The following is a 13,309-nucleotide window of genomic DNA, read 5'->3' as shown; positions in this document are numbered from 1 at the left end:
GCTACGCGCACGATCGCCCACATCGCAAGAACTTCGTTCCGCTCGCCGTGAAGAGAGGCGGATGCTGGAGGCACGCACGTATTTCAAAGGAGCAGGCGTGATCGACAAGCAGTGGGAATCGGCGGCTTCGGCCGTCGCCGACATCACGGACGGTTCATCTCTCGCGGTCGGAGGGTTCGGTCTCTCCGGCAACCCGATCGCCCTGATCGAAGCGCTGCTCGCGCAGGGGACGAAGGACCTCAGCGTCGTGAGCAACAACTGCGGCGTGGACGACTGGGGCCTCGGCGTGCTCCTCGCCGCGCAGCGCATCCGCAAGATGACCTCGTCGTACGTCGGCGAGAACAAGGAGTTCGAGCGGCAGTTCCTCTCCGGCGAGCTCGAACTCGAGCTCACGCCGCAGGGAACGCTCGCCGAGAAGCTCCGCGCCGGCGGTTCCGGCATCGCCGCGTTCTTCACCCAGACGGGGGTCGGCACGCAGGTCGCCGAGGGGGGACTGCCCCGGCGCTACAACCCGGACGGATCGATCGCCGTCGCCTCGCCGGTGAAGGACGTCCGGACGTTCGACGTCGACGGCGTGCCGAAGGAGTTCGTCCTCGAAGAGGCGATCACGACCGACTTCGCACTCGTGCACGCCGCTGCAGGCGACCGGCACGGCAACCTCGTCTTCAACAAGGCGGCGCGCAACTTCAACCCGCTCGCCGCCATGGCCGGTCGCGTCTGCATCGCGCAGGTCGAGCGCCTCGTGGAACCGGGAGAGCTCGACCCCGACAGCATCCACCTCCCCGGCGTCTTCGTCCACCGGATCATCGAGGTCGGCACCGACATCCCCAAGCGCATCGAGCGACGCACGGTGTCTGAGCCCGTCGCCACGGAAGGAGCCTGACATGGCACTCACCCGAGACCAGATGGCCGCACGCGCCGCCGCCGAGCTCGAGGACGGCGCCTACGTCAACCTCGGCATCGGCCTGCCCACCCTCGTGCCGAATCACGTCCCGGCCGACGTCACGGTCGTGCTGCAATCGGAGAACGGCATCCTCGGCGTAGGTCCGTATCCGCGCGAGGAGGCGGTGGATCCGGATCTCATCAACGCCGGCAAGGAGACCGTCACGGTCCTCCCGGGATCCGCGTTCTTCGATTCGGCGGCGAGCTTCGGCATGATCCGCGGTGGCAAGATCGACGCCGCGATCCTCGGCGCCATGCAGGTCTCGGCATCCGGCGACCTCGCCAACTGGATGATCCCGGGCAAGATGGTGAAGGGACCGGGAGGCGCCATGGACCTCGTGCACGGTGCCGGTCGGGTCATCGTGCTGATGGAGCACGTCGCTCGGGACGGATCCGCGAAGATCGTGAACGACTGCTCCCTCCCCCTCACCGGTCGTGGGGTCGTCGATCGCATCATCACCGATCTGGCGGTCATCGACGTCACCGACGAGGGCCTCGTGCTCGTCGAACTCGCGCCAGGAGTCACGGTCGACGAGGTCGTCGCGGCCACCGAACCACCCCTCGTCCTCTCGGACGCCCTCACCGACGGAAGGACCACGGAAAATGGTTGAGAAGAGCACTGCCGCGAACGACATCGTCATCGTCGCCGCCGCCCGCACACCGCAGGGACGCCTCAAGGGACAGCTGGCCGCCTTCTCGGCGCCTGAGCTCGGCGCCCTCGCCATCCGAGGCGCGCTGGAGCAGGGCGCCGTCGACCCGGGCGACATCGACGCGGTCATCGTCGGCCAGGTGCTCGCGGCGGGTTCGGGCCAGAACGCCGCCCGCCAGGCCGCGATCGGTGCCGGGATCGGCTGGGATGTGCCGGCGCACTCGGTGAACAAGGTCTGCCTCTCCGGCCTGACCTCGATTATCGACGCGGCCCGGATGATCCGCACCGGAGACGCCGAGGTCGTCGTGGCGGCGGGGATGGAGTCGATGACGCGCGCGCCGCACCTGCTGATGGGATCCCGCGACGGCTGGACCTACGGGAGCGTCGAGGTGCTCGACCACATGGCGTACGACGGGCTGACCGATGCGTACGACCGGGAGAGCATGGGCGCATCGACGGAGCGGCACAACGCACGGTACGAGCTCACGCGCGAGGCGCAGGATGCTGTCGCGGCCCTGTCGCATCAGCGTGCGGCGGCGGCGCAGGAGGCCGGTGCTTTCGACGCCGAGCTGGTGACCGTCTCGGTGCCGCAGCGTCGAGGTGAGCCGGTTCTGGTGACGAAGGACGAAGGCGTGCGCCCGGAGACCACGGTGGAGACGCTCGGGGGGCTGCGCGCGGCCTTCGCCGAAGGCGGCTCCATCACCGCCGGGAACTCGTCGCAGATCTCCGACGGCGCATCCGCGGTCATCGTGACATCTCGCGGGGTCGCCGAGGCCAAGGGCTGGCCGGTCCTCGTGACCGTCGGCGCGAGCGGTCAGACGGCGGGACCGGACAACTCCCTCCAGGCCCAGCCGGCGCGTGCGATCGAGAAGGCCTGTGCGAAGCAGGGCATCACGCCCGCCGACCTCGACCTGGTCGAGATCAACGAGGCCTTCGGTGCTGTGGTCGCCCGCTCGCAGGTGGAACTCGGGCTGGACAGCGAGATCGTGAACATCCACGGCGGCGGGATCGCGATCGGACACCCGATCGGTGCGTCAGGCAACAGGCTCGTGGTGCACGTCGCCCATGAGCTCGCGCGGCGCGGCGGTGGCACGGCAGCCGTGGGGCTGTGCGGCGGCGGCGGTCAGGGCGAAGCACTCATCCTCACCCGCTGACAGGAGCCCGCCGAGGGCCGTCTCAGTCGCGACGGTCCTTGGCGTGGCCCTGGGCATCCGCGAGAGCCTTCTGCGAGCGGAACTGCAGGCGCTGCGCCTTCTTCGACTTCTTCACGGACTGCGGCGAATCGGCGTCGACGAGCACGCCGCGGCGCTCGCGATTCATGTCCACGACCGCACCGACGGCGAGGGCCATGGTGATGCCCCAGCTCAGCCACGACAGGGCGGCACGCCAGGTGATGGGCTCTTGGCGGGTGCCGCGCAGCAGCGAGATTCCCGCGGAGATCGCGGCGACGAGTCCGGTGCTGAAGAGGTAGCGCATGCCCCTACGCTACCCGCCTGCGCCCCAGGCCGTCCCGAGCCTTGACAACCCCTCCCTGATGCTGGCAGGAGGGTAGGTGGTGAAGGACAGACGGAGCGTGCGCTCGTCGGGAGGCCCGGAGAAGAACGACGCGCCGGGAACATAGGCGACGTCCTGCGCCAACGCTGCGCCGAGCGACGCCGCGGCATCCATTCCCTCCGGCAGCCGCACCCACACGAACATGCCGCCGTCCGGACGGTTCCAGGTGCTTCCCGCGGGGAGCACGCTCGGCAGCACGTCGAGCATGGTGTCGCGCCGCTCCGCGTAGGCCGAGCGGATGCGGTCGAGCGCCGGCTCTCCGCGTCCGGAGACGAGATAGTGCGCGGCAGCCGCCTGGTCGATCGTGGACGTGTGCAGGTCCGCCGCCTGCTTCGCGATCGTGACCGTGGGGCGCACGTCCGGCGTCGTGCGGATCCAGCCGATGCGCAGTCCCGGGGCGATCACCTTGGAGAAGCTGCCGAGACTCAGGACGTGATCGGGCGCGAAAGCGGCCAGGGACGGGAGCGGGTCACCCGAGTAGCGCAGCTGGCGGTACGGCTCGTCCTCGATGATGCGGAATCCGCGCTGCCGTGCGATCTCGGCGATGCGTCGCCGAGACCCCAGACCGTGCGTGCGGCCCGTGGGGTTCTGGAACGTCGGGACCGTGTAGAAGAACTTCGGCGCGTGCTCCGCTGCCATCCGGTCCAGCGCGTCGAGGTCGAGACCGTCGTCGTCGTAGGGGATTCCGACCACGCGGGCGCCGGCCAGCGCGAACGTCTGCAGTGCGGCGAGGTAGCACGGCTCCTCGACGAGGATCGTGTCGCCGGGATCGATCAGCGCGGTCGCCAGCAGTCCGAGACCCTGCTGCGACCCGGTCGTGATGATCAGCTCGGATGCCGCGGTCTCCAGGCCGTCCGCGGTGTAGCGCCGGGCGACCTCCTCGCGGAGCGCGGGACTGCCCTCGGACGTCGAGTACTGCAGGACACCGGGAGACCCGAGCACCGCATCGAAGGAGGCGCGGATGCCGTCGAGATCGAACAGCTCCGGAGCGGGCAGCCCGCCGGCGAACGAGATGACCTCGGGTCGCTCGGTCAACGCGAGCAGGTCGCGGACGGGCGAGGTCTTCGCCGATCCCGCGCGCTGCGAGCGGTCGGGGAGCGCCCGGGTGGGAGTGGAGGTCTGCGGGGCAGAGGACAACGGTTCCTCCTGAAACGAGAGGCACGGGTGTGGGAGTGACGACCACACTAGCGCCGCGGCGCAGGGCGCGAGCTCCCTGCCCCCGCCCAGTCCGACCCGATACCATGGGGGTGTCGCGGCTCGTCCGCGGCCGCACAGACCGTGTAACTACCGGCCGCGGGCATTCCCGCGGACAGCGGCGGCACCCGACATCGCGTCATCGACGCGCGAGAGCCATGACACACGCATCACCGCACACCCAGACGATTCGTTCCGACGGACCCAGCCTCTTCCGCCTGGCCGGCCTCCCGTACTTCCTCATCGCCTTCATCGCCCGACTGCCGTTCGCGATGATGGTCGTCGGCGTCCTGACGGTCGTCGTCTCGGCGCGAGGTTCGCTCTCGCTCGGCGGACTCACCTCGGCCGCCGTCGGCATCGGGACCGCCTGCTTCGGTCCGCTCCTGGGTGCGGCGGCCGACCGGTGGGGCCAGCGCGGCGTGCTCCTCGCCCTCGCGCTGGCGAACGGCGCGATGCTCGTGGTCTTCACCGTGGTGGTCTACGGCGCAGCGGCAGACGGCTTCGTGCTGCTGGCTGCGGCAGGCATCGGTGCGACCGCACCGCAGGTCGCGCCGCTCTCGCGCTCGCGGCTCGTCACGATCATCCGTGAGCGGATGCCCGATGCTCGGCAGTCGCGCACCCTCTCCGGAACGATGGCCTACGAGTCGGCGGCGGATGAGACCGTCTTCGTGTTCGGACCCTTCCTCGTCGGCGTCCTCGCCTCGGCTCTCGCGCCGTGGGCACCGCTGGTGGGAGCCGCGGCACTGACCGTCCTGTTCGTCGGCGCGTTCGCGCTGCATCCGAGCGGCCGTCATGTCTCGCAGGAGCGCGGTGCCGACGGCAAGGCGCCGTCCGCCGTCTCCGAGCTGTTCCGCCCGCAGCTGCTCATCGTGGTGCTCGGGATCCTCGGAGTGGGGATCTTCTTCGGCGCGATGCTCACCGCTCTCACCTCGTTCATGGCCGACCGGGGTGCTCCCGAGCAGGCCGGACTCCTCTACGGCGTGATGGGCGTCGGCTCGGCGATCCTCGCGCTGGGGGTGGCCTGGCTTCCGCCGGCCTTCACCCTGCGCGCACGGTGGCTGGTGTTCTCCGGCATCCTGCTCGTCGGGAGCCTGCTGCTCCTCTTCGTGGACTCTCCCGTGACGATGATGGTCGCGCTCGGCATCATGGGCATCGGCATCGGACCGACGCTGGTCACCCAGTACAGCTTCGGCGCCGCCCGCAGCCCGCTCGGGCGCTCCGCGACGGTCATGACGATGCTCGGCTCGGGTGTCGTCGTCGGACAGTCGCTGGGGGCTGCGACCACCGGAGAGATCGCCGAGAGCATCGGCACGGCTCCGGCCCTGCTGATCCCGGTGATCGCGGCCGGCGTCGTGTTCGCCGCGGGACTCGTCAACTGGTTCCTCAGCCGCACGACACCGCGCGCTGCGCGCGTCGCCGCCTGACGACCTGGCGAAACGCGCGCGGCAACCTCGGTAGCCTGGGGAGAACCCAACCCCTGGCGTGAGGAGTCATCATGGCCGCCGCAGATTTCGTCGTGGTCGCCAATCGGCTGCCCGTCGACCGTGTTCCGGGTCCCGACGGCGAAGAGGTGTGGCGCACGTCGCCCGGTGGACTGGTCGCCGCGCTCGAGCCCGTGATGCAGGGAGTGAACGGCGCCTGGGTCGGATGGGCCGGACAGCCTGATCTCGAGCTCAAGCCCTTCACCTCCGGGGGTCTGCGACTGATCCCGATCCCGTTGAGCGAGCAGGAGATCGCGGAGTACTACGAAGGCTTCTCCAACGACACCATCTGGCCGCTGTATCACGACGTCATCGCGCCTCCCCAGTACCACCGCGAGTGGTGGGACGCGTACGTGTCGGTCAACCGCCGGTTCGCGGATGCCGCCGCGGCGGCTGTGGCGCAGGGCGGCACCGTCTGGGTGCACGACTACCAGCTGCAGCTCGTGCCGCAGATGGTGCGCGCACTGCGCCCCGACGTGACGATCGGCTACTTCCACCACATCCCGTTCCCGACGCACGGCCTGTACGCCCAGCTGCCGTGGCGCGGACAGGTGCTGCGCGGTCTCCTCGGAGCCGATGTGATCGGCTTCCAGCGTGCGACCGACGCCACCAACTTCCTCAACGCCATCCGGCGTCGGTTGAAGTACGACATCAAGGCCTCGACCGTCACGGTGCCGTCGGGCAACGGAGAGATCGATGACAGGGGAGAGTCCCACCGAGCGCTGGTGAAGGCCTTCCCGATCTCGATCGACACGGTGCCGTACCTCGAGCTCGCCGCGCGACCCGACATCCAGGCACGTGCCGTCGAGATCCGGGAGAGCCTCGGCAACCCCAAGCGCATCCTCCTCGGAGTGGACCGTCTCGACTACACCAAGGGCATCGGGCACCGGGTCAAGGCCTACGGAGAGCTGCTGGCATCCAGGGCCCTCTCGGTCGAGGACGTGACCCTCGTGCAGGTGGCGAGCCCCAGTCGCGAGCGCGTCGACGCGTACGCGAACCTCCGCGACGAGATCGAACTCGCCGTCAGCCGCATCAACGGCGACACCGACACCATGGGTCACACGGCCATCCGCTATCTGCACCAGGGATTCCCCCGTGAGGAGATGGTCGCCCTGTACCTCGCGGCCGACGTGATGCTCGTGACGGCACTGCGCGACGGCATGAACCTCGTGGCCAAGGAGTACGTCGCCACCCGGATCGACAATCGGGGCGTACTGGTGCTGAGCGAGTTCGCCGGCGCCGCCGACGAGCTCGGCAGTGCGATCCAGGTGAACCCGCACGACATCGAAGGCCTCAAGGAGGCGATCATGCGTGCTGTCGAGATGCCGCCGAGAGAGCAGGGGAAGCGGATGCGGTCGATGCGCCGCCGAGTGCTCGAACACGACGTGAACGCCTGGTCCGACTCCTTCCTGTCGGCCCTCAGCGCGGCGCGCGATGCACGCTGACACCACGACCACGACCACGACCACGACCACGACCACGACCACGACCACGACCACGACCACGACTGGAGAACACGTGACCCGCGCCTGGACCCCCGGAGCCCCCGACGCCGACCTGTCGGCCCTCGCCGCGACGCCCCGCCTGGTCGTCGCCCTCGACTTCGACGGCACCGCGTCCCCCCTCGTGCCCGACCCCATGGCGGCACGGGCGCTCCCGGACGTCGCGACGCAGGTGGCCAGACTCGCCGCGCTGCCCGACACCGTGGTCGCCTACGTCTCCGGACGCAGCATGCACGACCTCCGGGTGATCACCGAGCACGACGACGACTCGGTCATCGCGCTCGCCGGATCGCACGGCGCCCAGTACTGGTTCCCGGGCGAGGGTGAAGCCGCGGCGACGGGGGAGGCGACCGAGGACGGTGCGCGCGAAGAGCTGTGGGCCGCGGCCCGCCCCATCATCGAGCGCTACGAGGGAGCCGAGTTCGAGCCCAAGACCTTCGGGATGGGCGTGCACACCCGACGCGCCGACCGCGACACCGAGGAGCGCGTGTTCGCGGAGATCGATGCGCTCGTCGCCGAGCGGTTCCCGCACTGGCGCCGTCGTGCGGGGCACCGCGTGCTGGAGTTCTCTTCGCGCACCGAGGGGAAGGATGCCGCGGTCGCGGCCCTGCGAGAGCGCTTCGACGCCACCGGCATCCTGTTCGCCGGCGACGACGTGACCGACGAGGACGCCATGCGGGTGCTGCAGCCGGGCGATCTCGGCGTGCGCGTGGGGCCGGGGGACAGCGCCGCGATCCTGCGTGTGGAGAACCCACAACAGATCGGCGAGCTTCTGGAGGCACTCGCGGACGAGCGCTCCTCGCTCCGGGAATAGACTTCGGTCATGTCCACGCACGATCCTTCTCCCAGCGCGTCCATCGACATCAAGCCCCGCAGCCGCGTCGTCACCGACGGCATCGAGGCGACGACCTCCCGCGGCATGCTCCGCGCGGTCGGCATGGGCGACGCGGACTGGGAGAAGCCGCAGATCGGCATCGCCTCCAGCTGGAACGAGATCACGCCCTGCAACCTGAGCCTCGACCGGCTCGCGCAGGGCGCGAAGGAGGGCGTGCACTCCGGCGGGGGCTATCCGCTGCAGTTCGGCACGATCTCCGTCTCGGACGGAATCTCGATGGGGCATGAGGGCATGCACTTCTCGCTCGTGTCGCGCGAGGTCATCGCCGACTCGGTGGAGACCGTCATGATGGCCGAGCGCCTCGACGGCTCCGTCCTGCTCGCCGGCTGCGACAAGTCGATCCCCGGCATGCTCATGGCCAGCGCCCGCCTCGATCTGTCCAGCGTCTTCCTGTACGCGGGGTCGATCGCTCCCGGCTGGGTGAAGCTGTCGGACGGCACCGAGAAGGACGTCACGATCATCGACTCGTTCGAGGCGGTCGGCGCGTGCCGGGCCGGCCTCATGAGCGAAGAGGACCTGAAGCGCATCGAGTGCGCGATCGCACCGGGTGAAGGCGCCTGCGGCGGCATGTACACGGCCAACACGATGGCATCCGTCGCCGAGGCGCTCGGGCTCAGCCTCCCCGGCTCCGCTGCGCCGCCCGCGGCGGACCGTCGTCGCGACTACTACGCGCACCGCTCCGGAGAGGCCGTGGTCAACCTGCTCCGCCAGGGCATCACCACCCGCGACATCCTGACGAAGGAGGCGTTCGAGAACGCGATCGCGCTCGCGATGGCTCTCGGCGGCTCGACCAACGTGGTCCTGCACCTCCTCGCGATCGCCCGCGAGGCGGAGGTCGACCTGAACCTCCACGACTTCAACCGCATCGGCGACAAGGTTCCGCACGTCGCGGACATGAAGCCCTTCGGCAAGTACGTCATGAACGACGTCGACCGCCACGGCGGCATCCCGGTGATCATGAAGGCCATGCTCGACGAGGGGCTGCTGCACGGCGACGCGCTCACGGTCACCGGCAAGACGCTCGCCGAGAACCTGGCCGAGCTCGACCCGCAGCCGATCGACGGCACCGTCATCCACACCTTCGACAACCCGATCCATGCCACGGGCGGCCTCACGATCCTGCACGGCTCGCTGGCGCCGGAGGGCGCGGTCGTCAAGACCGCCGGGTTCGACGCCGCCGTCTTCGAGGGCCCGGCGCGAGTGTTCGAGCGCGAGCGCGCCGCGATGGACGCCGTCGCCGAGGGCGAGATCGAACCGGGCACCGTGATCGTGATCCGCTACGAAGGTCCCAAGGGCGGACCGGGCATGCGCGAGATGCTGGCCATCACCGCGGCCATCAAGGGCGCTGGGCTCGGAAAAGATGTACTACTCTTAACTGACGGACGATTCTCAGGCGGCACAACCGGCCTGTGCATCGGCCACATAGCACCCGAAGCGGTGGACGCAGGTCCTATCGCCTTCGTGCGCGATGGTGATCTGATACGGGTCGATATCGCAGCTCGCTCTCTCGACCTACTCGTCGACGACGCTGAGCTCGCCTCCCGCCGCTCTGGCTGGGAGCCGCTTCCCCCGCGTTACACCCGTGGTGTTCTTGCCAAGTACTCACGACTCGTGCGTTCCGCTGCAGAAGGCGCGACGACCGGGTGATCCACGTCGGCCCCTCGCTGACGAAATCTCAGATCATCAAGGAAAGACATGACTGCTGACTCCGCCCCGGCCGTTCCACGGCCACCGTCCCAGAAGGCCGCTTCTCCCGAGCTCACGGGCGCTGAGGCCGTCGTCCGCTCTCTCGGGCTTCTCGGGGTGACCGACGTCTTCGGCATCCCCGGCGGCACGATCATGCCCGTCTACGACCCTCTGCTCGACGACGACACCGTCCGGCACATCCTCGTGCGCCACGAACAGGGCGCGGGTCACGCCGCTGAGGGCTATGCCTCGGCGAGCGGACGCACCGGTGTCGCGATCGCGACCTCGGGCCCCGGAGCGACCAACCTCGTGACCGCGATCGCGGACGCCTACATGGACTCCGTGCCGATCGTCGCGATCACCGGCCAGGTGTTCAGCCACCTGATGGGCACGGACGCGTTCCAGGAGGCCGACATCGTCGGCATCACCATGCCGATCACGAAGCACTCGTTCCTGGTGAAGGAGCCTTCCGAGATCCCCGGTGCCCTCGCTGCCGCCTTCGAGATCGCCTCCACGGGACGTCCCGGGCCGGTGCTCGTCGACATCACGAAGGACGCGCAGCAGAAGTCGGCGCCGTTCATCTGGCCGCCTAAGGTCGATCTGCCGGGCTACCGTCCGGTGACCAAGGCCCACGGCAAGCAGATCCAGGCCGCTGCCGCCCTGCTCGCCGAAGCCAAGAAGCCGGTGCTGTACGTCGGCGGCGGTGTGGTGCGCGGTCGCGCGGCAGCCGAGCTGCTGGCACTCGCCGAGTCGACCAACGCGCCGGTGGTGACGACGCTGATGGCACGAGGGGTGTTCCCCGACTCCCACCAGCAGCATCTCGGCATGCCGGGTATGCACGGTACGGTTCCGGCCGTGCTCGCGCTCCAGGAGTCCGATCTCATCGTCGCCCTCGGCGCACGATTCGATGACCGTGTCACCGGGAAGGCCGCGGACTTCGCACCTCATGCGAAGGTCGTGCACGTCGACATCGATCCGGCGGAGATCTCCAAGATCCGCAACGCCGACGTGCCGATCGTGGGCGACGTGCGCGACGTGCTGATCGACCTGGATGCCGCGTTCCGCGGTGTCGTCGGCAGCACGCAGCCCGACATCTCGGAGTGGTGGTCGTACCTCGACGGCCTGCGGGGGGAGTTCCCCCTCGGCTACACGCCCCCGGACGACGGTCTGCTCGCTCCGCAGTACGTGATCCAGCGCATCGGCGAGCTCACCGGACCGGAGGGCGTCTACGTCGCCGGCGTCGGTCAGCACCAGATGTGGGCGGCGCAGTTCATCAAGTACGAGCGCCCCAACGCGTGGCTGAACTCGGGCGGAGCCGGCACGATGGGCTACTCCGTTCCCGCCGCGATGGGGGCGAAGGTCGCCGAGCCTGACCGCCACGTGTGGGCGATCGACGGCGACGGCTGCTTCCAGATGACCAACCAGGAACTCGCCACCTGCACGATCAACAACATCCCGATCAAGGTCGCGATCATCAACAACTCCTCGCTGGGCATGGTGCGCCAGTGGCAGACGCTGTTCTACGACGGCCGTCACTCCAACACCGACCTCAACACGGGGCACGGCACCGTGCGCATCCCCGACTTCGTCAAGCTCGGCGAGGCCTACGGATGCCTGGCGATCCGGGTGGAGAAGGCGGAAGACGTCGACGCCGCCATCAAGCTCGCCCTCGAGACCAACGACCGACCGGTCGTGATCGACTTCGTGGTGAGCGCCGACGCCATGGTGTGGCCGATGGTTCCGCAGGGAGTCAGCAACAGCTATGTCCAGTACGCGCGCGACCACGCGCCCACGTTCGACGAGGAGGACTGATCCATGTCGACCCATGTGCTGAGCCTGCTGGTGGAGGACCGCCCCGGTCTTCTCACCCGTGTCGCCGGGCTGTTCGCCCGTCGCAGCTTCAACATCGAGTCCCTCGCCGTCGGCGTGACCGAGGTTCCGGGCATCTCCCGGATCACTGTCGTCGTCGACGTGGAGGAGCAGCTTCCCCTCGAGCAGGTGACGAAGCAGCTGAACAAGCTGATCAACGTCATCAAGATCGTCGAGCTCGATGCCTCCTCGTCGGTGCAGCGTGAGCACATGCTCGTCAAGGTGCGTACCGACAACACCACCCGCTCGAACGTGATCGAGGTCGTGAACCTGTTCCGTGCATCGGTCGTCGACTACGCGCCGGATGCGCTGGTCGTCGAGGTCACGGGTGACAAGGGCAAGGTCGAGGCGTTGCTCAAGGCGTTCGAGCCCTTCGGCATCAAGGAGATCGCCCAGTCGGGTCTCCTCGCGATCGGCCGCGGTGGCAAGAGCATCACCGAGCGCGTCCTGCGCGGCTGACGAACTTCACACACTTACAAGAACCACGAACAAGGAGAAACACACCGTGAGCACCGAGATCTTCTACGACGCCGACGCCGACCTGTCCCTGATCCAGGGCAAGAAGGTCGCGATCGTCGGTTACGGATCGCAGGGTCACGCCCACGCGCAGAACCTGCGCGACTCGGGTGTCGAGGTCGCCATCGCGCTCAAGGAGGGCTCCAAGTCCGCCGCGAAGGCCGAGGAGGCCGGCTTCCCGGTCAAGACCGTCGCCGAGGCGACCGAGTGGGCCGACCTCATCATGATCCTCGCGCCGGACCAGCACCAGCGCACCATCTACAGCGAGTCCATCGCGCCGAACCTGACCGCGGGCAAGACCCTCGCGTTCGCGCACGGCTTCAACATCCGCTTCGGCTACATCGACGCTCCCGAGGGCGTCGACGTGATCCTCGTCGCCCCGAAGGCGCCGGGGCACACGGTCCGTCGCGAGTTCGTCGCCGGCCGCGGCATCCCGGACATCATCGCCGTCGAGCGCGACGCGTCGGGACACGCCTGGGATACGGCGCTCTCGTACGCGAAGGCCATCGGCGGCACCCGCGCCGGCGTCATCAAGACGACCTTCACCGAGGAGACCGAGACCGACCTCTTCGGCGAGCAGGCTGTGCTCTGCGGTGGCGTCAGCCACCTCGTCCAGGCTGGCTTCGAGACCCTCACCGAGGCGGGCTACCAGCCGCAGATCGCCTACTTCGAGGTGCTGCACGAGCTGAAGCTCATCGTCGACCTCATGTGGGAGGGCGGCATCGCCAAGCAGCGCTGGTCGATCTCCGACACGGCCGAGTTCGGCGATTACGTCTCCGGCCCGCGCGTCATCGACGCCCGCGTCAAGGAGAGCATGCAGGGCGTCCTCGCCGACATCCAGTCCGGTGCTTTCGCGAAGCGCTTCATCGACGACCAGGACAACGGCGCCGAGGAGTTCCTGGCGCTGCGCGCCAAGGAGGAGCAGCACCCGATCGAGGTGACCGGCAAGGAGCTGCGGTCGCTCTTCGCGTGGAAGCAGACCGACGAGGACTACGTCGACGGCAGCGCTGCGCGCTGATCT

At 68.8% G+C, this 13,309-nt stretch carries 12 protein-coding genes; 10 read left to right on the top strand and 2 right to left on the bottom strand.

The genetic code is table 11. From position 1 onward, the window contains the following. Window positions 1–97: 97 nt before the first annotated feature. The 3 genes from ABD648_RS03690 to ABD648_RS03680 are packed head-to-tail and all read left to right on the top strand — an operon-like array spanning window position 98 to window position 2,745. Window positions 98–883 carry a CoA transferase subunit A gene (locus tag ABD648_RS03690; RefSeq protein ID WP_282217352.1) on the top strand — a complete coding sequence of 262 codons (786 nt, stop codon included), beginning with the start codon at window positions 98–100 and terminating at the stop codon, window positions 881–883. A gap of 1 nt (window position 884) precedes the next feature. Further along, complete coding sequence (locus ABD648_RS03685; RefSeq protein WP_282217351.1) at window positions 885–1,553, top strand: CoA transferase subunit B; 669 nt, start codon at window positions 885–887, stop codon at window positions 1,551–1,553. Continuing rightward, window positions 1,546–2,745 (top strand): acetyl-CoA C-acetyltransferase, encoded by a 1,200-nt coding sequence (locus ABD648_RS03680; protein WP_282217350.1) that lies wholly within the window; start codon window positions 1,546–1,548, stop codon window positions 2,743–2,745. Before ABD648_RS03685 ends, ABD648_RS03680 begins: the two co-directional genes overlap by 8 nt. A gap of 22 nt (window positions 2,746–2,767) precedes the next feature. Here the strand turns inward: ABD648_RS03680 and ABD648_RS03675 are convergent, their stop codons facing one another. Further along, entirely contained in the window at window positions 2,768–3,067 is a 300-nt protein-coding gene (locus ABD648_RS03675) for a hypothetical protein (protein WP_282217349.1), read from the bottom strand. Window positions 3,068–3,076: 9 nt separating this feature from the next. Next, a complete protein-coding gene (locus ABD648_RS03670; protein WP_282217348.1) occupies window positions 3,077–4,282 on the bottom strand; it encodes an aminotransferase-like domain-containing protein in 1,206 nt (401 codons plus the stop codon). Between the two features lie 215 nt (window positions 4,283–4,497). On the opposite strand from ABD648_RS03670, the gene ABD648_RS03665 reads away from it, so the two are divergent. The 7 genes from ABD648_RS03665 (at window position 4,498) to ilvC (ending at window position 13,306) form a co-directional block, all read left to right on the top strand. Then, window positions 4,498–5,763 carry an MFS transporter gene (locus ABD648_RS03665; RefSeq protein WP_282217347.1) on the top strand — a complete coding sequence of 422 codons (1,266 nt, stop codon included), beginning with the start codon at window positions 4,498–4,500 and terminating at the stop codon, window positions 5,761–5,763. A gap of 71 nt (window positions 5,764–5,834) precedes the next feature. Then, on the top strand, window positions 5,835–7,265 hold the full coding sequence (locus ABD648_RS03660) for an alpha,alpha-trehalose-phosphate synthase (UDP-forming) (protein WP_282217346.1): 1,431 nt from the start codon (window positions 5,835–5,837) through the stop codon (window positions 7,263–7,265). Continuing rightward, a complete protein-coding gene (otsB, locus tag ABD648_RS03655; RefSeq protein ID WP_425561695.1) occupies window positions 7,255–8,136 on the top strand; it encodes a trehalose-phosphatase in 882 nt (293 codons plus the stop codon). Before ABD648_RS03660 ends, otsB begins: the two co-directional genes overlap by 11 nt. A 9-nt stretch (window positions 8,137–8,145) precedes the next feature. Then, the gene (gene ilvD, locus ABD648_RS03650) at window positions 8,146–9,864 is read left to right on the top strand and encodes a dihydroxy-acid dehydratase (RefSeq protein ID WP_282217345.1); all 1,719 of its coding nucleotides are present in this window, start codon (window positions 8,146–8,148) and stop codon (window positions 9,862–9,864) included. Window positions 9,865–9,912: 48 nt separating this feature from the next. Next, a complete protein-coding gene (locus ABD648_RS03645) occupies window positions 9,913–11,715 on the top strand; it encodes an acetolactate synthase large subunit (RefSeq protein ID WP_282217344.1) in 1,803 nt (600 codons plus the stop codon). A 3-nt stretch (window positions 11,716–11,718) separates the two neighbouring features. Beyond that, window positions 11,719–12,231 (top strand): acetolactate synthase small subunit, encoded by a 513-nt coding sequence (gene ilvN / locus ABD648_RS03640; RefSeq protein ID WP_282217343.1) that lies wholly within the window; start codon window positions 11,719–11,721, stop codon window positions 12,229–12,231. Then, window positions 12,194–13,306 (top strand): ketol-acid reductoisomerase, encoded by a 1,113-nt coding sequence (gene ilvC, locus ABD648_RS03635; RefSeq protein WP_282217342.1) that lies wholly within the window; start codon window positions 12,194–12,196, stop codon window positions 13,304–13,306. Before ilvN ends, ilvC begins: the two co-directional genes overlap by 38 nt. Window positions 13,307–13,309: the final 3 nt, after the last annotated feature.

Origin of the sequence: Microbacterium luteolum (genome assembly GCF_039533965.1) — a bacterium.
In the GTDB taxonomy this organism is placed as follows: domain Bacteria; phylum Actinomycetota; class Actinomycetes; order Actinomycetales; family Microbacteriaceae; genus Microbacterium; species Microbacterium luteolum.
The sequence above is the reverse complement of the archived record's forward strand: the minus strand, read 5'-3'. Positions and strand labels throughout refer to the sequence as shown.